The organism is Bradyrhizobium sp. Pha-3 (assembly GCF_042258615.1).
GTDB lineage: Bacteria > Pseudomonadota > Alphaproteobacteria > Rhizobiales > Xanthobacteraceae > Bradyrhizobium.
In genome coordinates this window covers 4114326-4133594 of sequence record NZ_CP170152.1, presented here as the reverse complement: position 1 = coordinate 4133594, position 19269 = coordinate 4114326, and the positions used below count along the sequence as shown (strand labels likewise).

Below are 19269 nucleotides of genomic sequence, written 5' to 3'. Positions count from 1 at the left end.
GCTGTGCCGATGCACTATCGCGTCCGGCCTGCCTGAGCCGGTTCACGGATGCGTCGAGCTCGCGCAACTCGGCGCGCAGCCGCTGCATCCTGGGTGCGTCATCACCCACGCGCTTCGCCGGCGACGAGCTCCCGCTTCGCCGCGCGCAGAAAGATCGGTGTCGCGGCGCGGCGGCGCGGAGCAACGCCCGCATGCACGATGATCGGCTCGCGGTCGCCCAGCATGCCCCGCTCTTCGACCAGACGGCTCATCACCAGGCGCATCTTCAGGAGGTCCCCGGCAACGAAGGCGCAGTCCTCGTCCCGGTTGATCTGCTGTCGCATGATGGCCTCGGCCTCGAGCATGCTGACGCGTAGTGCCCTGATCTGCCTGCGAATTTCGCTGATACGGTTGTCCATGGCGGCCTCCTATTCACGGTGGAGGCAATTAGAACAAAACAAGAACATCAAGTCAAGGCCGGAGCCTGCCTGTCACGGACTTTGTCATCGATATGCGATGGCACCAGTTCCCGCTACGGAACCAGGAGTATCTCATACTCACGAACTCAACGTGAGGATGTTCAATGAAACGAGACCAGAGCCTCGGACCAACGCGCCCAGCCGGGATCACGGCGATCGTGTGCAAGCGTCTGCCGATGAAGCCGCGATAGACCCTCACTGCCGGCCCGCCTCCTCATTTGCGGCCTTCTCTTATGAGAATGCGCGTCGGATTTCCTCAGCGCTCCGGCCATCCGTCACAGACAAACGGTCGACACATGACTGTGGAACAATTCACCCTTGGAACTTGTCTACTCAAATAGACAAATTAGAATGGAGTCGATTCTGCTTCGATCATTGCGCAGTACATGACGAAATCTTCCAAACTGGTTGCCGCGAAGCGCGGCAAGGTCCTTCTGGTCCGACGTCGATCTGACGGGCTGTGGATGTTCCCCGGCGGCCGCAGGCGCGCGCGCGAGACCGGCAAGGACTGTCTGAAGCGTGAGATCAAGGAAGAGCTGCCGAAGCTCAAGCTCGGCAGGCTCAGCCTCTGGAAGGAAGTGACCGCCAAGAACAAGCGTTCCGGCCGCAAGATGAGCGACGCGATCTTCATCGCCAAGAACGCCAAGGGAAGACTGGCGATCGGCGACAAGAAGGAGATCGACCGCGCGGCCTGGCAGAAGCCGCGGGGACTTCGCCTGACGGCGACCTCGCGCTATATCCGCGATCGGCTGTTTCCAAGGAAGCAGCGGCGCCGGAGATAGGCGCGGGATCTGCTGCGCGCGGAAAATCACAGATTTCGGCTTCGGCATTTGGCGGCTGCGCGGGCACGCCTTGCTGATTTGTTGGGCTTCGCACACGATCGACGCATGCTAGGAATGCCGTGATCCGTCCGGACCGGACCACGACATCAGCCGGAATTGCGTCAGAATGGGCTTCCCCTCAAACCGCCAGAGGCGGCTGTTCAGAATCGTTTCCGCGCGTTGGCAGCGCCGCGCCATCTTCCTGTTGGGCGGAATTGCGGTCGGTGCGGCGGCCGTCGCGCTCGCGCAGCTTGCGGATCTGGCGCAGGTCGCTTTTACGGCACTGGTGTCGCATGTCCGGTATGCCTCGCTGGTGCTGACGCCGACAGGCTTCGCGCTGTCGGTCTTCCTGACCAATCGCTATTTTCAGAACGCGCAGGGAAGCGGCATCCCGCAGGCCATCGCCGCACGCCATCTGACCGACCAGAGCGCGCGCGAAAGTCTGGTCTCGCTGCGGATTGCCGCCGGCAAGATCTTGCTGACGTTGTTCGGCCTGCTGTGCGGCGCATCGGTGGGGCGCGAGGGACCAACGGTGCAGATCGGCGCGTCGATCATGTTTGCCCTCGGCCGCTTCTCGCCCCGGCGCCAGCCCGGCTTGATCCTGGCCGGTGCGGCCGCAGGCGTCGCGGCAGCCTTCAACACCCCGCTGGCCGGGATCGTGTTCGGCATCGAGGAAATGAGCCGCGCCTTCGAGACGCGAACCTCCAGCCTGATCATCGGCGCGGTAATCGCCGCGGGCCTGACGTCGCTCGCTCTGATGGGCAACTACACTTATTTCGGCACCAGCGCGACGGCGCTGCGCAACGGTGCCGACTGGCTCGCAGTCCCGCTCTGCGGCGTGGCCGGGGGTCTGGCGGGCGGCCTGTTCAGCCGCATCCTGATCGCAATGGCGCGCGGATTTGCCAATCCGGTCGGACGCACCATCAAGCGCTATCCGGTCGGCTTTGCCGCGATCTGCGGATTCGCCGCGGCGATTTGCGGGATCGCTTCGGACGGTGCGATCTACGGCACGGGATATCAGCAGGTCAAATCCGCGCTCGAAGCCGGAGCACAATTGCCCGCGAGCTTCAGCTTCTGGAAATTCCTCGCCACCACATTTGCTTCGATCAGCGGCATGCCGGGCGGCATCTTCGCGCCCTCGCTCGCGGTCGGCGCCGGGCTCGGCTCCAACATCGCGCCGCTGTTTCACGGCGCGCCGCTGCCGGCCCTCATGCTGCTCGGCATGGTTTCATATTTCGCAGGCGTGGTTCAGGCCCCGATTACGGCCTTCGTGATCGTCACGGAGATGACCGACAATCACGCGATGGTGGTGCCGCTGATGGCCGCGGCCCTGATCGCGCACGCGAGTTCACGCCTGATCTGCAAGGAAGGCGTCTATCACGCCCTCGCCAAGGGATTCGTCGAGCGGGCCGCGCCGGCGAACACGACGCCGGCCCGACATATCTGACCGATCAGGCGTCAGCCGTTATAGGCAAACAACTCGATCGGCTCGCTGAAGCCGCGCACCGCATGCTCGCCGACATGCTCGAGCGCGAAATCGTGCTCGACAAGATCGGCGAATGCGCGGGACAGCAGCACCGTCTTCTTCAACTGCTTGGTGAGGGCTTCGAGGCGCGAAGCCATGTTCACCGCGGGACCGATGACCGTGAAGTCAAGCCGGCTGCGCGATCCGATATTGCCGTACATGACGTCGCCGACATGGACGCCGATGCCGTAATTCATCGGCGCACGGCCCATCATGCCGTTCCTTTCGCTGAGCGCCGCCATCGCCAGCCGCGCCTCGGACACCGCATGCAGCAGGTTGGCGCAGGCCTTGGGATCGCTCAGCGGGAAAATCGCGAGCAGGCCGTCGCCGATGAATTTCAGGATTTCCCCGCCATGCCGCGCAATCGGCTCCGACATCGCGTCGAAATAGTCGTTGAGGAGATCGATGACGTCATCGCGCGGCCAGGAGTCCGAGATTCGGGTGAAATCCCGCAAGTCGCAGATCATGATCGCGGCACGCACCGTCGTCCCGCTGCCGCGCCGCGTCGCGCCGGCCAGGATCATCTCGCCGGCGTGCGACCCGACATAGGTCTCGAGCAGCGTCCGCGCCAGGCGGTTCTTCATCCGGATCTCGCTGACCAGCGCCAGCACCGGCAGCACCGTCTTCAGGCTGGCGATATGCGCTTCATCGAAACCTCCGGCACGATCGGTCGCGAAGGTCACGACATGCCGCTTGCCGAGCGTATGCAGCAACGGCCATGCCACATAGTCGGTCACGCCTTGCTCGCGCATCTCGTCAAAGAGCGCGTGCTTGCGGCCCTGTGACGGGTCGCGTTCGAGCTTCTCGCGCACCTCGTCGGCCCCCTGATGGATTTCGTAGACCGGACTGCCGATATATTCCGATCGCTGCTGGACATCGTAGTCGACCCTCGTGATCTCGGCCTCGCGTTTCCCGTCGGCCCAGATGATCCGGGCGCCGAGCCATTGCGGATGCTGGATCAGGAGATTCATCGTCGCCCGCTTGAGCGGAATGCCCGCGCCCTGCAACCGGATACACAGCTCGGCGAAGATATTGTCGATAAAGCGCTGGTCGCGCGTCTGGTTGGTCAACCAGCTCACAACGTCGCCGTCGGACTGCGGCGGGACGGAATCGATGTTGGGCGCGTTCATGGCTGGCTCCGGAGCGGCGGGTGGGGTCGGCAACCGGTATGTCGTGCTTCCGCCCGGCCACGTCAACGCCGCCAGCGGTATCGTGATCGAGCCAGTCGGCCTGCTCGAGCCCCTCGGCAGGGCACCGCGGGCCTCCGCGTGGTGTGGTGAGGCCGGACCGTCATAAGGATGCGATAGGCTGCCGTCGCATGGACGCACTGCCAAAATATCGAAAACAACCCCATGCAAAGTAGCCGGCGGCCGCCGGCGTTCGACACGGGCACGTTCGACACGGGCAGTTCGACACGGGCAACTTGACTCGTCGGGCAAATCAGCGGCATTCTTCTATTATCCAGAAATCGTGCAGAGCCTCGCCCCGGGACGATCGCATATGGCATTTGCGGACTTCTGCAACTGACGTCTCCACGTCGTCAGGGCCAGGCTATGGAACGTGGCCGATAGCCATATGCGATCGCACTGCCCGCAAGCGGGAGCGGTTCAGGGAACCTGTCGCAGGATCGATTCAGAGCGACCTCTTCCCGTCCTACCCGCCGAGCCGGTCGACCTCGGCCTTGCCGGCCTTCATCACCAGCGGGATGTGCTCGCCCTGGCCGAGCAGGCACGCCACGTCGCGCAGCGGATTGCCCTCCACCACCAGCAAATCGGCAAAGGCCTCCGGCGCGATGCGGCCGAGCTTGCCCTCCATGCCGAGCACCTCGGCGCCGATAACGGTCGCGCTATGGATCACGGCCTGCGCACCGAGCAGCTCGGCGCGGATCCGGAACTCTTCGCTCTGCAGGCGCTGCGACGGCCCGAGCAGGTCGGTGCCGAACCCCATCTTGACGCCGGCCTCGCGGTAGATCGCCAGCGAGCGCAAGCCGGCGTCGCGCACGTCGGCGACCTTGGCGACGCTCGCCGCAGGCAGGCCGTATTTGGCACCTTCGGTGGCCAGCGCCTCGTAGGTGACGAGGGTCGGCACCGCATAGGCGCCCTGCTCCGCCATCAGGCGCGCGGTCGGAAGATCGACCAGATTGCCGTGCTCGATGGTGCGCACGCCGCAGCGCACCGCGCGCTCGATCGCCTCCGCGGTGTACGCATGCGCCAGCACATAGGTGTGCCGCGCCCGCGCCTCCGCGACGATGGCGCGGATCTCGTCCTCGGAGTAGCCGAACGCGCCGATCGGATCGGTGGGTGACGCAACGCCGCCGGACGCCATGATCTTGATCTGGTCGGCGCCCATCTGCAGTTCCTCGCGCACCGCCTTGCGCACCGCATCGACGCCGTCGACGACGCGCGCGATGGCGCCGACCCGCACGCAGCAGGAGCAGGTCGGGTCGCTCAGATAGTCGGAGCGGCCGCGCCCGTCGCCATGCCCGCCGGTCTGGCTGAGCGCGCGGCCGGACACGAACAGCCTGGGACCATCGGTCAGGCCGGTGTCGATCGCCTGCTTGAGCGCATAGCCGGCGCCGCCGGCATCGCGGACGGTGGTGAAGCCGCGCTTCAGCATGCCACGCAGCAGCATGGTCGAGCGCAGCGTCACCAGCACGTTCGCCATGCGCGCCTGCAGCGAAAGGTCGAGCTCGACGGCGACCGCGTGCACATGCAGGTCGATCAGGCCGGGCATCAGCGTCTTACCCTTGAGGTCGACGACGCGATCGGTCGAGGCCTCGATCGGGCGGTCCGACACCTCCTTGATCAGGCGATCCTCGACCAGCACATGGTGCCCTTCGAGCAGATCGGAGCGTAGCGGATCGAGCAGCGCGGCATTCTTGAAGAGGATGGTAGGCATAGTGGTCTCCGGTCAGGATGCAGCCGGCGTGATTACGCGGCTTCGCTTGCGATGTCTTCCAGCGATCGGCCGCGCGTCGGTACGCCCATCAAGAGCACGGTGACGGCGCCGATCAACAGCACTGTGGCGGTGACGCCGAACACGCCGGCGAAGCCGAAATTGGGGTCTCGGCACGCGCCGCGAGGTCAGTCCGGGGGAATGATAGACAAATCGGTATTATGGGAACAATTTATAATTATTATCTATCACATCACCATTGTGAATATTTCTCGTGTCCTTCCGCACGCTTGACCTCAACCTGCTGAAAGTCTTCGAGGCGCTGATGACCGAGGGCAGTGTCATGCGCGCGGCGAGCGCGCTGACGATGACCAAGCCCGCGGTCAGCAACCGCTTGCCCGCCTGCGCGACGCGCTCGGCGATCCCTGTTCGTACGCACCGCCAGTGGGATCCGCCCGACGCAGCGCGTGGTGGCGAGAAGATTGCCCGCGCAAGCGACAATTGGACACGCCGTCGCCATGCCGATCAGGCTGCCGAATTTGCATAGTGCGCCGCCGCGCGATCGTTAAGCTTGGCGAGCGGACGAGAAGACGCCCGGCGTGTCAGCCCCGTCCAAAACGGAAACGGAGTATTTGATGCAACGACGATTGAGCCAGAGCACGTTCATGCTGACGAAGCGCGATTTTGTGCGATCTGCCGCATTGGCGACCATCGTCGCGGCTGGGGCCAAATCAAGCCAAGCCTGGGCCCAGTCGTTCGAGCGTCCCGGCTTTTTCAAGGCCAAGGACATTGCAGAAGCCGGCTTCATTTATGGCCTCCCGATCGTGATGGCCTATGGCGTCATGAATGAGTACGCGGTCGACAAGTCGTCGGGCCAGTACAAGGCGCCGTTCAATACACTGTTCAACGAGGCGCGCGTCTTCACATACGAAGATACCGCCGTCATCACGCCCAACAGCGACACGCCGTATTCGTTCGCGTGGCTGGACCTACGGGCCGAGCCCATTGTCTTTTCCGTGCCGGCAATCGATCCCAAGCGCTACTACGCGCTGCAGTTGAACGACCTCAACACGTATAATTTTGGCTATGTCGGCACGCGCGCCACCGGCAGCGATGCTGGAAGCTATATGGTCGTCGGCCCGCGATGGACCGGCGTGACGCCCCCCGGCATCAAGAAGGTGTTCCGCTCGACCACCGATTTCTGTTTGGGACTTCTCCGCACGCAGCTGTTCGACCCGGCCGATATTGAGGCCGTCAAGAAGGTTCAGGCCGGCTACAAGGCGCAATCGCTCTCCAGCTTCCTGAATGAGCCTGCGCCCGCGCCGGCGCCGGCGCTTTCTTTCCCCAAATTCGCGAAGGATCTCGTCCGCACCGAGTTCTTCGAATACCTGGATTTCGCGCTTCAGTTCGCGCCGGCGCTGCCGGAGGATCGCTGGATCCGCGAGCAACTGGCGCGGATCGGTGTGGGGCCGGGCAAGAGCTTTGATTTCCGCAGCCTGTCGCTGGAAGACAAAGGCGAAATCCTGCTCGGCATGAAGGAGGGCGAGCGCAAGGTCACGGAGGCCGTAGCAACGCTCGGCAAGGATATCAACGGCTGGCGCGTCGGCGCGTCGTTCGGCGATGCCGCATTCTTTCATGGCGACTGGCTCTTGCGCGCAGCAGCCGCGAAGGCCGGCATCTATGGCAACGACGCGGTGGAGGCCATGTATCCTCTCAGCAAAGTGGACGCCGATGGCAAAGAGCTCGACTGCGCGAAGTCGAGCTACGCGCTCACCTTCCCGGCGGGACAGCTGCCGCCGGTCAATGCCTTCTGGTCGGTCACGATGTATGACGGCAAGACGCAGCTGCTGGTGAGGAACCCTCTCAACCGTTACCTGATCAACTCGCCGATGTTGCCGAACATGAAGCTCGGCGCCGACGGCTCGCTGACGCTCTACATCCAGAACAAGTCTCCGGGAGCGGACAAGGAGGCAAACTGGCTGCCGGCGCCGGATGGCCCGATCTATGTGGTGATGCGGCTGTACTGGCCGAAAACCACGTCGCCATCGATACTGCCCGCTGGTGAGGGGACGTGGAAGCCTCCCGTCTTCAAGCGCGTCTCGTAGAGACCGGATTTGCGCCGGCTTGATGCGCGGCGATGGTGTCGTGGATGCAAGCATTTGGCCGATACCGCCGTGTTGCCGGGCTTGTTAGTGTGCAATCCCGGTGCACGGCAGATAGAGGAATTCAGTCGTGCTCATCATCCTGACGCTGTACTTGATCCTGGTGTGGCTCGTCTTCTTCAGGTTCAAGCTCATGCGATGGGGTTGGGCGTCCGGCACCGTCGCAGGGCTGTTCGGTGCCTTCATCCCCGCGATGTTCAACTATCTCACCCCGTCGGGAAGCTTTGTCGTGATTTCCCGCGTCATGGAGGTCACGCCAAATGTGTCCGGCGAGGTGATCGACATTCCGGTCAAGCCTACGAACCGGTGAAAGCCGGTACCGTGCTGTTCCGCGTCGATCCGGCGCCGTTCCAGTACAAGGTCAACCAACTTGAGGCTTCGCTCGCCCAGGCGCGCCAGCAAGTCAAGCAATTGACAGCCGGTTACGAGCAGGCGAGGACGCGCAGACCGAGTTTCGCCTGCAAGACATCTAGATGTATTGGCTTGCTGATGTCGATCCTGGTGTGGATCGGCTCGTATACGGCATATTTATAGACGCCTTCCGTTTCACTCCCGGCTCGAACCGGTGGTTCACTCAGGCCTCCCCGGAGGAGAAGATGAGTCTTCGATCTGCATGCGCTACTGCAACCATCGTGTCGGTCGTTCTTCTCGCCGAGGCATATTTTGGCGCCCGCGTCTATGCTCAGCAATCGACGGGCCAATTGTTGATATCATCGGGTTTTAACCCCATCGCCGCCACCACGCCGGAGATCTTGAATCGGCTGAAGTCGTTTCCACCCAATCAATTCCAGCTGCGGCAAAAGGGCGGGCGTCCGTACTATGTCTATGCCGATCCCTCCGGGTGCATCTGTGCGTATGTCGGCAGCGTGGCCGCGATGGACAAATATCGCGCCAGCTATGGCGCATTGCCGGCAGATGCACTCTCAGCAGGTGGCTTTACGGATCCCGAGCAGAACCTGATCAACAGCATGGACAACGACGAGGCCTCGGCCCAGTTCAATAGCGACGTATTCGGTCCGGACTTTTAGGTTCTCTTGATGTACTTTCGGGGATGATGGTGCTGCGCCTACGTGGCACGCTAGGCCGCGCCGCCTGACCATTGCCAGCGTGACGCCGTTCTGCAGCGCCCAACTTAAGCGTGTTGTCAAGCATAAACACAAGCCGATCGTGAAGCTTGCCGATCCCATGTGCCCCCGGAAAGGTGGGAGCGAAACGACACTTACGGTTACGCGGCAGCTCTTCCAGGTTGTATCTGACAAGGTGCCGGCGCATCGCGGCTACACGACGCTCGACGTGCTGGTGTTCGGCCTCGTCGTCGTATCGATCTTCGAGTGCGTTCTCGGAGTCTCCGTACATATATGTCTTCTCCCGCACCACCAACCGGATCGATGTTGAGCTCGGCGCGCGTCTGTTCCGCCACGTGATTGCGTTGCCGGGCCAACAACGAAGGCGTGTCGACCCAAGGGATACTTTCAATCAATTCGGGGCGGACGGGTACCCTAGGCAGACCGTGCCTATCCTGGCCGTGATTGTGCGCGAAACTGCCTAGGCGTAACGCCGGTAATTCGGCGGAAGGCGCGAGTAAAGTGCGCCGGATCAGTGTAGCCGGAGGAGAATGCGATTTCGATGATCTTGGAATCCGTGTCACGCAAAAGCTTGCTGGCATTCTCGAACCGGATGGTATCGATGAGATCCGAGTATGTAAGGCCGGCGTATGCGAGTTTGCGTTGTAAGCTCCTCGTGCTCGCGCCAGCCATCTCCGCGATTTCAGCGAGAGCTGGAAGTCCCTGATCAAGGTAAGACGGCAACATCAACTTGAGAGTTGCGATAATATCATAACCTGTTGGGCCAGCCTCGTCGTCCTGCCAAGAGGGAGTTCTTTCCCTTGACTGATTAGGGCGGCTGAGGAGCGAGATTGGAATATCGATCCATGATGCGTCCTGACCAGACAGAAAGCGCGTGTTTGGCCAGAATGATTGACACGCCAGGCTCGGCGTATATCGGGCTTCAAAGGCGATCGTCGCCGGGGCCCAATTCGGCCCGGCGAATTGCTGGACCATGTATATGGGGAAAATATTCTGAAGCCATTGTGAATGCTCGAGATGCAGGAGTCCTTTTGTTCCAGTGAGTCTGCTGCAAAACCTCACGTGATCGTCGTAGCGCTCGATCCAGTTGCTCAAGTTCGAGTCCTCGATCGATGCCCATTTGCAAGCCTGTTGCAGCGCGACCAACAGTGTTGGGGCATGGCCGATCAGAGTCCGGGTTTTCTCGCTCAGATGACAATAGTGCAGACGTCGAGCAGCGTGGAATCCAAAATCCGTAATGCCCTGCGATCTCCGGGCGATTTCCGCGAAGTCGATCGCTTGCAGGATCGGAACGTAATGGTTGGCCTTTTCTTCCAACGATGGGGGAAGACGAGTTTTTTCCAGAAATGAGCCCGCCGATGCGCCGATCTCGCTAAGGATATCAGCGAAGGGAATGAGGAATTGGCAGCGCGTCAAATGAATATTTGCCACCGGGTTGCCCCTCGATCGCAAAATGCATGCTGTTTGTCGGCAGGAATTCCGTTGAGACCGCCGTTTGTGTGGCCGGCAAGAATGGGAGAATTCGATGATCCCCTTCCGGCACGCACGGCTCTTTGCACCGCAGCGATCCGCGGCATCGACCAGCAAGGCCGCTCCTTCGATGCGGATCTTGCGGTCGCTTTTTGGCGCCTCATGGCCAGACGGCCAACAACTTGCTGCATAGGCTTACATGAAATCAAAACTACGACCGGCACGGAAGAAAATTCAGCCTTTAGAGCGCGTCGGTGGAAGCCCGGAATACCCATGGACCCCGAAGCATCCGGTATTCCCTAGAGGGAGCATAGGCTTCGCGCCTCGCACCAACAGATGAGAGCTGTCCGTTTGCCTTCATCCGAGGCGATCCGCGCGGCCATTGTCGCGTCGTTGCGACACGGCGATGCAACGATAAATGGTACAGCTCGCGCATGCAAGATCAGCACGCGGACGTTGCAGCGTCATCTTGGCCGTATGGGCACAAGTCACAGTCGAATGCTCGCCGAGGTTCGTCTGGACGTCGCTTGCCATTTGCTCGCGCACTCAAGCAAGCGCTTGTCGGAAATCGCGAAATTCCTTGGGTATGCCAACGCAAGCAGCTTCAGCCGCACTTTCGCGCGTTGGATGAAAGTTCAACCTGTTGTCTATAGGCGGCAGCAACTTGCCGGTAAGCATGGGCAGGCGCCCCATCGCAAACGACCTTGCGCGATCGATGGCTGAACCATTCCCAAGATTGGCGTGAAATGGCAAGACGCACGATTTCAATTGGCGCGAAATGTTTAGCGAGATTTCCGGGCTCCCCAAGGAGCCATTTTGTTTTTCGTTCAACTGAAGCGCAGGGACGCTATGGAAAGCTATCCGGGCCGGCCGAAGCAAAAACAGTCCGCCTTTGTAGGGGGAGAGAACAACAATGCCGCTTCGCACAACCCTGATCGCCGCTTGCGCCGCCGCATCGCTGGCTTGGCCCCAGGATCTTTTGCTTATTCGACACCCGAATATGAGCCGCTTGCGCTGCTTGAGAAAGCCATCGGCCAGATCAAGCCGGAAGTCGTACCCTCGCGCTTCGTTATCAATTCGCGGAGCGCGAACCTGAAGGACGGCCAACTGGTGCTGGTGGGGGTCTCGCCGACTGCAATCGTGTTCGCCGATACACCGGTTCGAGCGGCGGCCCTCGATCTGACAACGCGAATTGTCGAGGATTGGGGCAACGGTAGCGACAACTTCGCGAAAGATCCTCCGAACGTCACGGTTTCCGGATTCAAGGAGCACGGATCATCGGTGGCAGATGATGTCGCCGTTGTTCTGAATCGCGCAAGCCCCTATCCGCTCTGCCATTGAGCCGCGCAGTCTGGCGAGCACGGTAGCCACCACGTCATGCAGTCACTTCGCCGAGCCCGAGCGGCCGACCGCAGAACCAGCTCCATCCGTTCGCGACAAACAGGAGGAGCTAGGGTCATCCGTCAGACAACCGTCGTAGCGGCGTCGTCGGCGATCGTCCAATCGGCGCACGCACAGACCGATCTGGGCGCTTACGCTAGTCTCGACCAGCGCATTGTCGAGGCGATCGCAGTGGCGTGCCTGGCACATGGGATCGGTTGAATGTCCAGGCGTCATCGACCCCCGACCATTCTAGAAATGGTATCCGCAGGACAGCGAGAGGTCTGGCGCGATCTGGTAGGACAAGCTGAGAAATTGGTTTTGATCCGTCCGGCTCAAGCGCTATCCATTTCTGATATATGCCGGTCCCTTGCGGTGAGTGAGCGTACGCTGCGCAGTGCATTCACCAAGATTCATGGCGTTCCGCCTTGCCGGCGCCTGCGCACATTGCGATTGTTACATGCCAGGAAAGTTCTTCTGGAGGCCGATCGAAAACTAACCACGGTTACCAGAGTCGCAGCAGATTTTGGTTTCAGTGAGCTAGGACGCTTTTCTGTCGAATATAGAAAGGCATTTGGCGAAAGTCCGTCGCAAACGCTTAGCGAAAAAATTCCGACTTGCTGTAGCGTGCCAACCTTGATCTCGACGCAACGTCGCGGACTGAGTTTGCATCGTGCAGCTCCCGGAGGTGACATCAACGATATGAACTAACGGATTGCCGGCGGAGGGAGATCGATGAGTCGAGGTGTGATCATACGTCCGTCGCGCCGTCGATATACAGGCTGGACCGTCGTGGTATTGGCAGCCACCCTGCCGATCTTCTCGGGAGAGGTCCAAGTCGCCGAGGGCCGCGGTGTCGGCATCGTCGATCCCGTGGTGAGCAAGCCCTTCACCGAGGGCCTCGCCATTCGCCCGTTCAAGCCGAAGATCCAGTACCAGATCGCGATCCTCTCCCCGACGCACGAGGCGCCGTCGCAGATGGCGCAGGATTTCGCCAAGCTGCTGCGGCGCGGATTGCGGGGGTGAGTCGTGGTGGCGGCGGCGCTGACTGCATGCCCAGCGAAATGGGAGTAACGTGCCGAGTTGAACTTCGTGGAAGCGAGGCCCTTGGCCAGTCCGTCTTCGCTATCGCTAGCGCTCAAGCTACGCCGGACACGCTTTGCCCTGACGGGCCAGGCGTGGTTGCGCCACGCGTAGCCCGTCAGGGCGAAGCGTGGTGGGGGAGGCAGGACTCGAACCTGCGAAGCCATGAGGCGGCTGATTTACAGTCAGCTCCCTTTGCCACTCGGGACACTCCCCCGTCCAACAGCGTCGAACCGGCCGCGCGAGTGGCGGCGGACCGGGTCATCGAAATGACGCTGATAACCGGCCGACCCGAAACGGGTGCGCGGTCGGGCGCGTTTATGGGCGAAGGCGGTCCCCAAAGTCAACCAAGCGGGCCGCCTATTTGGCATACTTTTGCAGGCTGTCGCGATCTCTGTTCCAAACGAGCAATTGCGGGGGCTAGATTCTTGTTTTTGACGCGTTTTCTTCACGCGAACCGCCCTCCACTTCGCTCGAAAACGCTGTGTAAATTGCCAATATTCGGGAGCCGTGACACAAGCCTCACATGAGCGATCGCGACCGCAGACCCAATTTCCGAGGCAAGGGCGGTAAACCCTTCCAAAAAGGGCCGAAATTCGGCCGCCCGCCGGCCCGGCGGGAACGTGAATCCGGTTCCGACGGACCGGTGATTCTGTATGGCTGGCACACCGTGGCGGCGGCGCTTGCCAACCCGGACCGCCAGATCCGCAAGCTTTACCTCACCGAGAACGCCGCGAAGCGCCTTGCCGACGAAAACATCGCGACCCGCGTCACCCCGGAGATCGTCCGGCCCGGCGACATCGACCGGCGCCTCACCCCCGATGCCGTGCATCAGGGCCTTTTGGCGGAGGCCGATCCCCTGCCCTCGCCCGGCATCGACACGCTGGCGCAGGAGGGCATCGTGCTGGTGCTCGACCAGATCACCGATCCGCACAATGTCGGCGCCATCCTGCGCTCGGCCGCGGCGTTTGCGGTGAAGGCGATCGTCACCACCGCCCGCCACAGCCCGGAGGCGACGGGTGTGCTGGCGAAGTCGGCCTCCGGCGCGCTCGAGTTGGTGCCTGTTGTCACCGTGCAGAATCTGGCGCGCGCGCTGAACGAGCTGAACGACCACGGCTTCCAGACCGTCGGCCTCGACAGCGAGGGCACCGAGGATCTCGGCAAGGTCCAGCTGCAGCAACCGCTCGCGCTGGTGCTCGGCGCCGAAGGCAAGGGATTGCGGCAATTGACGCGCGAGACCTGCCGCGTCGTCGCCCGCCTCGACATGCCCGGCGAGATCAAGAGCCTCAACGTGTCGAACGCCTGTGTGCTCGCGCTCTATATCGGCGCCAGCCGGCTCGGGCTGATGTGAGCGAAAACGCCCGCTCGCTTGACGCGAACGGGCGCTGATATCTCGTCGACGATCGTTGGATCAGTAATAGCGGCGCAGCACCGGATGGCCGTAGCGATAGCCGTAGTGCGGACGGTAGGACCGATAGTGATGGCGGTAGCCGTAGTGGCGATAGCCGTAATACGGGCGGCCATAGCCTTCGCGGTAGTACGGACGCGGCGCCCAATTGCCCGGGCCGGTGTAGCTCGGGCCCTGGTTGACGTAATAGTACTGCTGCGCTGCGTCGGGATAGACCGCATCCGGGTCGGGCAGGCGCTCGACCGCGCCGTAACCGCCATAGCCATAGCCGTAGCCACCGCAGCCGCCGCAGCCATAGGTCACGGCAGGCGCGGCATAGACCGGCGCACCGCAGGGGTTGAAACCGCACGCCATTGCGGGCGCGGTCACCATGACGGCGACGGCCGCAATCAGTCCTTTGATCATTTGACGCATTACTCTCTCCTGTAAATCTTGCCTGTAGGTCTTGTTGTGGTCGCGTAGCTCTTGGTGGCTGTGAAGGGCCCTCTGCCAGAGGGCTCCCGATTTAGAAGCCTCTCGGTCGCGGTGGCCGCATCGGCGGACCCGGCAGCGGCCGCGGCCCGTTGAATTGCGGCGCGTAGATCACCGGCGGCGGATCGACCGGCACGTTGGACTGTGCCGGCAGCGGCGCGGACTGCGCCCCCCACGATTCATGATAGCTCTCGGCCGGCCGCGGCAGGCGGCGGTTGACCGGCGGCTCGATCTCGAGGCGGCCGTAACCCGGCATGCGGCCGAGGCTCGGATAATAATGGCCGACATTCGGCTCGGGATCGATCGGGCGGCCGCCATAGACGGTCGGCACCATCGAGTCGTTGCGGGCCAAGCCCATCGCACTCTCGACCACGGCGTAGGAGGCATCGACGCCATTGATGATGATGGGTACGCCGGGTCGCGAGGGCACGACGATGTCGAAGCCGCCGCCGGCCAGCGCCGTCGAGGTCATCGCAGCCAATATCGCCAGCGCAAGACTTCCGCGCATGTTCACCCAGCGTCCCGAATTGTTCCACCCGCAGCCTAATCCAACGGCTTGGCGGAAGGGTTAAGGGCGCGGGCCAAACTGGCGGTAAGCCTAACGCGTAAGCATCGGCATCCGGTCAATGCGGCCGTGCGGGATCAGGAATCGTTAACGGCCGCTCTGGGTGCCTATGCGTCAGGTGAACGCGTTCTCGATGATCGAGTGGATGCCGATCGCAATCGTGACCGCGCCGACCGCCATTTGCAGCCCGCGATTGGCCCAGGTCAGCCAGCGCGCGGAGGCCGCGAGCGGCAACGCGATCACACTGGACAGCACGCCCATCCCGATCATCGAGCCGACGCCGAACAGCGCGACATAGCCGAGCCCGATCACCGGGTTTGGGGCCTGCGAGACCGTCAGCACCAACAGCGCTGCAGAGCCCGCCATGCCGTGCATCAGGCCGACCAGCAGCGTGCGCCAGCGGAAGCCGTGCTCGTGGCCGTGCGCCGCGCGGGCATGCGGCAGGATGTCGCCCGCGTGGCTGTGGGCGTGGAAATGCGTCATGCCGTCGCCATGCGAATGGGTGTGGAAGTGTACGCGATCGCGCCACAGCCGCCACCACACATGCGCGCCGAGGCCGACCAGCATCACCCCGACCGCGGTCTCGATCGGCTGCGCCACCGTCTCGGGGATCGCGTGCCCGAGCAGGATCGCAGCGCCGGCGAAGACGAACAGCGTGAGCGTGTGACCGAGGCCCCAGGTCAGGCCGTGCTTGACGATGTCACCGACATGGGTACGGCGCGCCGCGATGCTCGATACCGCCGCGATGTGATCCGGCTCCAGCGCATGCTGCATGCCGAGCAGAAAGCCAAGACTCAAGATTGCGAACATCCATCCTCCGCGCCGGCGCGTGACGGCAGATCAAACACGACATCGCCGATCTTGTCAGGCCGGCAGCTCGTCAAACCAGCACCTCGTCGAACAGGCCTTGCATCGCCGCCCAGGAGCGGCGGTCGGCCCGCGCGTCGTAGAGCGCCGACTTCATGATCGAGCCGTCGGCGGCCGGGTTGGCAAAACCGTGCAGCGTGTTGCCGTAGCTGATCACCTGCCAGTCGGCAACCTTACCGGCGCGCATCTCGTTCTCGAACGCCGCGACCAATTCTCGTCAAAGACAGCATCGTCCGGAACGCATCATGCGCCAGAGTTACGGAACTTCACACTGGTTTGAACACAGGGCGAGGCCGCGCCGGAACGGTCGCGGCATGGCGAGATTAGCTCTCCACGACGACGAGAGGAGATCCTGCATGACACAGCTCAAGATCCTTAGCGCAGCAGCTCTGCTCGCTTCGGTGCTGGCTAGCCCCGCGATGGCGCAACAGGCCATCGGCACCGCCGCCCGCTGCTCGAATGCCGGTCCGGGCGCCCCATGCCAGACGATGGCGCCCGGCACCACGCGCACTGCCTATCGCCACCACGCCTATCGGCGCGATCGCGACTGGCAGGGCAGCTACAATCGGTATGACCCGGGCCCTGCCGGCGTGGTCGGCGGCGCGGTCGGCACGGCGGCTGCGATCGCGACCGCCCCCTTCGGCGGCAGCGAATATGCCCGCACCCCGATCGGCGGCGAGGAATATGCCCGGCAGAACGGCTTTGTCTGCACCCCCGGCACCTGGTTCCGCGGCAGCGACGGCCTCCAGCATCCCTGCCAATAGCTCAGGCGAAACGCTGAAGCGCAAAAGGCGGCCTTCGGGCTGCCTTTTTGCCGCCTGGCCGGTGGGGAAGCGGTCGATCCGGACCTTGCGGGTTTAGGCCTTCAGGTTCTGGCCCTGCCCCGCCAAGTCTGCTATGCGAGCGCGCAAATCATTCCCATGTCGCCGGCTTAGCTCAGCGGTAGAGCAGCAGTTTTGTAAACTGAAGGTCGGGGGTTCAATCCCCTCAGCCGGCACCAGTTTTTTACGAAATCAATGAGACGGGTCAGTTGACCGTGCCTCGGTACGGGGTACCCCACGTGGTCGCTTTGGAGGGCGGAGCGTTGGGCAACCGGGTCGTGGAGACTTGCACTCGCTGAAAACATTCCGCAAAATTGCGCGACAGGGAGCCACAAGCGGATTTCGGGCAGGCACCGGATGACGGAAAAGCAGTTGCGGACAAGGACGTCGTTGCTAAAGGCAATGCTGTTGGTCTCTGCCCTGCTGATGGGCTACTCGGATCTCATCACCACCAACGAGATCTTGCAGCGGGGAATGGGCGAACTGAACCCGTTCATGTGGCTCACCCAGGAGTGGTTGGGTGAATGGTGGCTTGTTGCCAAACTGGGCCTAACCTACCTCGTGATGTGGTTGCTTTGGCACGGCAACAGCGAACGCCAAATGGCTTATGTGGTCGCCCTCATTGCACTGCCCGTCTACAACAATTTGTTCGTCCTCGCGGGCGCCAATTGAGCTGACCCTGCGGTCGTGCTGACGAGCCGCCGGTCGCGCTGCTTGGCAGGGTTGCCGAGGCTCGCTGCTTCACAATGAACACTGCCAGGCGCGGTTCTGATGATGAACTGGTCCTACTATCTCGTCGGCGTTGCCGTTGTCCTGCTCCTGGTTGCCTATCGCCTGCATGGCGGGCTGTACAGGAAGGATACGCTGCGGGACGAGAGACTGAATCGGCTGATCGACGAACGCGTCGATCGCCTGGACCTGAAGCGCGACAAGAACCACGCGCCGTCCGAGCTCTGAAGACTGGCCGGCCACGCCTCGTCGCGCGCAGCTTCAGTCGGCCGAGATCGACCGTCGACCGCAGCAGCCCCGCCAGCTCGTCGGAGAATACGGCAGCTCCGCGCATGGCGAAGCGGGCTTTGACGCCGGCGAACTGACCGAAGCACGGTTCTTCGACGCAGACGCCGACGCGGTCCGCTGCTGCAAATCTCTTGATGATCCCGTGAATGCCGACCGTCCTGCCGCAGACGTTGCCTTCAAACCGAAGTGCCTTGGCATCGAGTCCTCCATCCAGATCTACGCGGCTTGCGCCGAGTGTTGTCCTTGGACCAAGCCGAGCACGGACTCGCGATTCAATCAAAGTCCCTCGCTTGGCTTACCCACAAGGCGCAGCGGAAGCCGTAGTCTTCCGGTCTCCATGAGGCGGCGGTGCGCACTGGCAGCACGTGCTGGAACAGGCGCGGCAATGATGGACTGACCGAAGACGCAACCGTGTTCAGGGGCACCGCGAAATCACAGAGTTTTCGGAAGTGGCGCAATCCGCGCTCCTTGGCAGGAATCGTGGGATCATCCCCGTAGGATCACCCATCCCTTGCCTTGTTACTGTCCTTGCGAACAGAATTGGGGTATGCAGAATGCGGGATGGGACTCAGCCAATGACCTATTTGATCCTTGCCCGGGATGGCACCAGCCAAATCGTGTTGAAGCGCGACAGCGAAGACGCGGCCGAGAAGAAGGCGCGCGAGCTGAAGGAGATGGGTTGGTTCGAGGTCGAGGTCCGCGAGGACAAGGCCGGCCCCCCGATCGCGGCGACGGTGACCGATCGGTCCAACACCCTTCAATAGCGCCTGCCCTTCGATGACGTCTTCCCTTCAATGACGTCTTGATGAACCTTTGCCGGACGGCCCTTACACATGTGTGAGGAGCCTCCGATGTCCGACACAGCGCATTATCGCTTCCAGTCCGATCAGGCGCGACGGCTGGCCCGCCAGGTCACCGACGCCGCGGTGCGTGAAAAGCTGCTCGAAATGGCCGAGGAGTATGGCCGCTACGCCGACCTGATCGAGGCCCGCAGCATCGAACCAGCCTCTGTCGAGGCGATGGCGCACTAGGCTGACCCACCCGCTCCCGCCGGTGCACCCGACCGATCGCGGTCAGGAGGCGCCTTGCAGGACATGTGACCCGAGCTCTCGGGTCCACTCCTGACGCACCTTCTGAAGCCTGAGGCCAAACCGCGCGAAAACGCCTGAGGATTTGTTTGGAACATGATGCCCCTCAGGCGATTTTCCCTGCATGAGGGTACGCGAGACCAACCGAAATTT

24 protein-coding genes, 2 tRNA genes and 2 pseudogenes are annotated in these 19269 nt (G+C 62.4%); 19 read left to right on the top strand and 9 right to left on the bottom strand.

The features are described 5' to 3' along the window. Nucleotides 1-101: 101 nt before the first annotated feature. Complete coding sequence (locus ACE10Z_RS19525; RefSeq protein WP_375789354.1) at nt 102-398, bottom strand: hypothetical protein; 297 nt, start codon at nt 396-398, stop codon at nt 102-104. A gap of 446 nt (nt 399-844) precedes the next feature. On the opposite strand from ACE10Z_RS19525, the gene ACE10Z_RS19520 reads away from it, so the two are divergent. Together ACE10Z_RS19520 and ACE10Z_RS19515 are read left to right on the top strand one after the other, a co-directional pair. Continuing rightward, complete coding sequence (locus tag ACE10Z_RS19520) at nt 845-1240, top strand: NUDIX hydrolase (RefSeq protein WP_163159328.1); 396 nt, start codon at nt 845-847, stop codon at nt 1238-1240. 166 nt (nt 1241-1406) lie between these two features. Further along, entirely contained in the window at nt 1407-2726 is a 1320-nt protein-coding gene (locus tag ACE10Z_RS19515) for a chloride channel protein (protein WP_375789353.1), read from the top strand. A gap of 11 nt (nt 2727-2737) precedes the next feature. Here the strand turns inward: ACE10Z_RS19515 and ACE10Z_RS19510 are convergent, their stop codons facing one another. Together ACE10Z_RS19510 and ACE10Z_RS19505 are read right to left on the bottom strand one after the other, a co-directional pair. Further along, nucleotides 2738-3934 carry an adenylate/guanylate cyclase domain-containing protein gene (locus ACE10Z_RS19510; protein WP_375789352.1) on the bottom strand — a complete coding sequence of 399 codons (1197 nt, stop codon included), beginning with the start codon at nt 3932-3934 and terminating at the stop codon, nt 2738-2740. A 523-nt stretch (nt 3935-4457) separates the two neighbouring features. Next, entirely contained in the window at nt 4458-5702 is a 1245-nt protein-coding gene (locus ACE10Z_RS19505) for an amidohydrolase family protein (protein WP_375789351.1), read from the bottom strand. Between the two features lie 322 nt (nt 5703-6024). Here ACE10Z_RS19505 and ACE10Z_RS19500 point away from each other — a divergent pair. From ACE10Z_RS19500 to ACE10Z_RS19475, 6 genes and pseudogenes are all read left to right on the top strand, one after another. Next, nucleotides 6025-6172, top strand: a pseudogene (locus tag ACE10Z_RS19500) (LysR family transcriptional regulator); the annotation flags it as partial. A 192-nt stretch (nt 6173-6364) separates the two neighbouring features. Continuing rightward, nucleotides 6365-7804 (top strand): DUF1254 domain-containing protein, encoded by a 1440-nt coding sequence (locus tag ACE10Z_RS19495; RefSeq protein WP_375789878.1) that lies wholly within the window; start codon nt 6365-6367, stop codon nt 7802-7804. 127 nt (nt 7805-7931) lie between these two features. Beyond that, the gene (locus tag ACE10Z_RS19490; protein ID WP_375789350.1) at nt 7932-8171 is read left to right on the top strand and encodes a hypothetical protein; all 240 of its coding nucleotides are present in this window, start codon (nt 7932-7934) and stop codon (nt 8169-8171) included. 11 nt (nt 8172-8182) lie between these two features. Further along, on the top strand, nt 8183-8395 hold the full coding sequence (locus ACE10Z_RS19485) for a hypothetical protein (RefSeq protein WP_375789349.1): 213 nt from the start codon (nt 8183-8185) through the stop codon (nt 8393-8395). 62 nt (nt 8396-8457) lie between these two features. Beyond that, nucleotides 8458-8889, top strand: coding sequence for a hypothetical protein (locus ACE10Z_RS19480; protein WP_375789348.1), 432 nt, complete (start codon nt 8458-8460; stop codon nt 8887-8889). A gap of 196 nt (nt 8890-9085) precedes the next feature. Further along, nucleotides 9086-9296 (top strand): annotated as a pseudogene (locus ACE10Z_RS19475) (hypothetical protein); the annotation flags it as partial. Nucleotides 9297-9375: 79 nt separating this feature from the next. Here ACE10Z_RS19475 and ACE10Z_RS19470 read toward each other — a convergent pair. Further along, on the bottom strand, nt 9376-10377 hold the full coding sequence (locus ACE10Z_RS19470; protein ID WP_375789347.1) for a helix-turn-helix domain-containing protein: 1002 nt from the start codon (nt 10375-10377) through the stop codon (nt 9376-9378). 375 nt (nt 10378-10752) lie between these two features. Here ACE10Z_RS19470 and ACE10Z_RS19465 point away from each other — a divergent pair, with 375 nt between their 5' ends. The 4 genes from ACE10Z_RS19465 to ACE10Z_RS19450 all read left to right on the top strand — a co-directional run bounded on the left by ACE10Z_RS19465 (nt 10753) and on the right by ACE10Z_RS19450 (nt 12822). After that, a complete protein-coding gene (locus ACE10Z_RS19465) occupies nt 10753-11139 on the top strand; it encodes a helix-turn-helix domain-containing protein (protein WP_375789346.1) in 387 nt (128 codons plus the stop codon). Nucleotides 11140-11265: 126 nt separating this feature from the next. Then, a complete protein-coding gene (locus ACE10Z_RS19460; RefSeq protein ID WP_375789345.1) occupies nt 11266-11757 on the top strand; it encodes a hypothetical protein in 492 nt (163 codons plus the stop codon). A gap of 261 nt (nt 11758-12018) precedes the next feature. Further along, on the top strand, nt 12019-12507 hold the full coding sequence (locus ACE10Z_RS19455) for a helix-turn-helix domain-containing protein (RefSeq protein ID WP_375789344.1): 489 nt from the start codon (nt 12019-12021) through the stop codon (nt 12505-12507). Between the two features lie 24 nt (nt 12508-12531). Next, the gene (locus tag ACE10Z_RS19450) at nt 12532-12822 is read left to right on the top strand and encodes a hypothetical protein (RefSeq protein WP_375789343.1); all 291 of its coding nucleotides are present in this window, start codon (nt 12532-12534) and stop codon (nt 12820-12822) included. Nucleotides 12823-13010: 188 nt separating this feature from the next. Here ACE10Z_RS19450 and ACE10Z_RS19445 read toward each other — a convergent pair. Continuing rightward, a tRNA-Tyr gene (locus tag ACE10Z_RS19445) sits at nt 13011-13096 on the bottom strand. A gap of 309 nt (nt 13097-13405) precedes the next feature. Between ACE10Z_RS19445 and rlmB the strand changes: the two genes are divergently transcribed. Next, nucleotides 13406-14230 (top strand): 23S rRNA (guanosine(2251)-2'-O)-methyltransferase RlmB, encoded by an 825-nt coding sequence (rlmB, locus tag ACE10Z_RS19440; RefSeq protein ID WP_375789342.1) that lies wholly within the window; start codon nt 13406-13408, stop codon nt 14228-14230. Nucleotides 14231-14290: 60 nt separating this feature from the next. On the opposite strand, the gene ACE10Z_RS19435 is transcribed toward rlmB, so the two are convergent. The 4 genes from ACE10Z_RS19435 to ACE10Z_RS19420 all read right to left on the bottom strand — a co-directional run bounded on the left by ACE10Z_RS19435 (nt 14291) and on the right by ACE10Z_RS19420 (nt 16377). After that, nucleotides 14291-14701, bottom strand: coding sequence for a hypothetical protein (locus ACE10Z_RS19435; RefSeq protein WP_375789341.1), 411 nt, complete (start codon nt 14699-14701; stop codon nt 14291-14293). 91 nt (nt 14702-14792) lie between these two features. Beyond that, a complete protein-coding gene (locus ACE10Z_RS19430; protein WP_375789340.1) occupies nt 14793-15266 on the bottom strand; it encodes a hypothetical protein in 474 nt (157 codons plus the stop codon). A 171-nt stretch (nt 15267-15437) separates the two neighbouring features. Further along, a complete protein-coding gene (locus ACE10Z_RS19425) occupies nt 15438-16133 on the bottom strand; it encodes an urease accessory protein (protein ID WP_375789339.1) in 696 nt (231 codons plus the stop codon). A 70-nt stretch (nt 16134-16203) separates the two neighbouring features. Further along, a complete protein-coding gene (locus tag ACE10Z_RS19420; protein ID WP_375789338.1) occupies nt 16204-16377 on the bottom strand; it encodes a dienelactone hydrolase family protein in 174 nt (57 codons plus the stop codon). Between the two features lie 169 nt (nt 16378-16546). On the opposite strand from ACE10Z_RS19420, the gene ACE10Z_RS19415 reads away from it, so the two are divergent. From ACE10Z_RS19415 to ACE10Z_RS19390, 6 genes are all read left to right on the top strand, one after another. Then, nucleotides 16547-16954: a hypothetical protein gene (locus ACE10Z_RS19415; protein ID WP_375789337.1), complete on the top strand. Its 408-nt coding sequence runs from the start codon at nt 16547-16549 to the stop codon at nt 16952-16954. Between the two features lie 161 nt (nt 16955-17115). Further along, a tRNA-Thr gene (locus tag ACE10Z_RS19410) sits at nt 17116-17190 on the top strand. 178 nt (nt 17191-17368) lie between these two features. After that, entirely contained in the window at nt 17369-17683 is a 315-nt protein-coding gene (locus tag ACE10Z_RS19405; RefSeq protein WP_375789336.1) for a DUF5658 family protein, read from the top strand. A gap of 99 nt (nt 17684-17782) precedes the next feature. Continuing rightward, the gene (locus tag ACE10Z_RS19400; protein ID WP_375789335.1) at nt 17783-17968 is read left to right on the top strand and encodes a hypothetical protein; all 186 of its coding nucleotides are present in this window, start codon (nt 17783-17785) and stop codon (nt 17966-17968) included. Nucleotides 17969-18603: 635 nt separating this feature from the next. After that, nucleotides 18604-18792: a hypothetical protein gene (locus ACE10Z_RS19395; protein WP_375789334.1), complete on the top strand. Its 189-nt coding sequence runs from the start codon at nt 18604-18606 to the stop codon at nt 18790-18792. 87 nt (nt 18793-18879) lie between these two features. Then, nucleotides 18880-19059, top strand: coding sequence for a hypothetical protein (locus ACE10Z_RS19390; RefSeq protein ID WP_375789333.1), 180 nt, complete (start codon nt 18880-18882; stop codon nt 19057-19059). The last annotated feature ends 210 nt before the right edge of the window (nt 19060-19269 follow it).

Bases quoted from the DNA above. Each gene is read 5' to 3' on its own strand.
- ACE10Z_RS19525 (WP_375789354.1), bottom strand. From the start codon at position 398: ATGGACAACCGTATCAGCGAAATTCGCAGGCAGATCAGGGCACTACGC.
- ACE10Z_RS19520 (WP_163159328.1), top strand. From the start codon at position 845: ATGACGAAATCTTCCAAACTGGTTGCCGCGAAGCGCGGCAAGGTCCTT.
- ACE10Z_RS19515 (WP_375789353.1), top strand. From the start codon at position 1,407: ATGGGCTTCCCCTCAAACCGCCAGAGGCGGCTGTTCAGAATCGTTTCC.
- ACE10Z_RS19510 (WP_375789352.1), bottom strand. From the start codon at position 3,934: ATGAACGCGCCCAACATCGATTCCGTCCCGCCGCAGTCCGACGGCGAC.
- ACE10Z_RS19505 (WP_375789351.1), bottom strand. From the start codon at position 5,702: ATGCCTACCATCCTCTTCAAGAATGCCGCGCTGCTCGATCCGCTACGC.
- ACE10Z_RS19495 (WP_375789878.1), top strand. From the start codon at position 6,365: ATGCTGACGAAGCGCGATTTTGTGCGATCTGCCGCATTGGCGACCATC.
- ACE10Z_RS19480 (WP_375789348.1), top strand. From the start codon at position 8,458: ATGAGTCTTCGATCTGCATGCGCTACTGCAACCATCGTGTCGGTCGTT.
- ACE10Z_RS19465 (WP_375789346.1), top strand. From the start codon at position 10,753: ATGAGAGCTGTCCGTTTGCCTTCATCCGAGGCGATCCGCGCGGCCATT.
- ACE10Z_RS19460 (WP_375789345.1), top strand. From the start codon at position 11,266: ATGGAAAGCTATCCGGGCCGGCCGAAGCAAAAACAGTCCGCCTTTGTA.
- ACE10Z_RS19455 (WP_375789344.1), top strand. From the start codon at position 12,019: ATGTCCAGGCGTCATCGACCCCCGACCATTCTAGAAATGGTATCCGCA.
- ACE10Z_RS19450 (WP_375789343.1), top strand. From the start codon at position 12,532: ATGAGTCGAGGTGTGATCATACGTCCGTCGCGCCGTCGATATACAGGC.
- rlmB (WP_375789342.1), top strand. From the start codon at position 13,406: ATGAGCGATCGCGACCGCAGACCCAATTTCCGAGGCAAGGGCGGTAAA.
- ACE10Z_RS19435 (WP_375789341.1), bottom strand. From the start codon at position 14,701: ATGCGTCAAATGATCAAAGGACTGATTGCGGCCGTCGCCGTCATGGTG.
- ACE10Z_RS19430 (WP_375789340.1), bottom strand. From the start codon at position 15,266: ATGCGCGGAAGTCTTGCGCTGGCGATATTGGCTGCGATGACCTCGACG.
- ACE10Z_RS19425 (WP_375789339.1), bottom strand. From the start codon at position 16,133: ATGTTCGCAATCTTGAGTCTTGGCTTTCTGCTCGGCATGCAGCATGCG.
- ACE10Z_RS19420 (WP_375789338.1), bottom strand. From the start codon at position 16,377: ATGCGCGCCGGTAAGGTTGCCGACTGGCAGGTGATCAGCTACGGCAAC.
- ACE10Z_RS19415 (WP_375789337.1), top strand. From the start codon at position 16,547: ATGACACAGCTCAAGATCCTTAGCGCAGCAGCTCTGCTCGCTTCGGTG.
- ACE10Z_RS19405 (WP_375789336.1), top strand. From the start codon at position 17,369: ATGACGGAAAAGCAGTTGCGGACAAGGACGTCGTTGCTAAAGGCAATG.
- ACE10Z_RS19400 (WP_375789335.1), top strand. From the start codon at position 17,783: ATGATGAACTGGTCCTACTATCTCGTCGGCGTTGCCGTTGTCCTGCTC.
- ACE10Z_RS19395 (WP_375789334.1), top strand. From the start codon at position 18,604: ATGACCTATTTGATCCTTGCCCGGGATGGCACCAGCCAAATCGTGTTG.
- ACE10Z_RS19390 (WP_375789333.1), top strand. From the start codon at position 18,880: ATGTCCGACACAGCGCATTATCGCTTCCAGTCCGATCAGGCGCGACGG.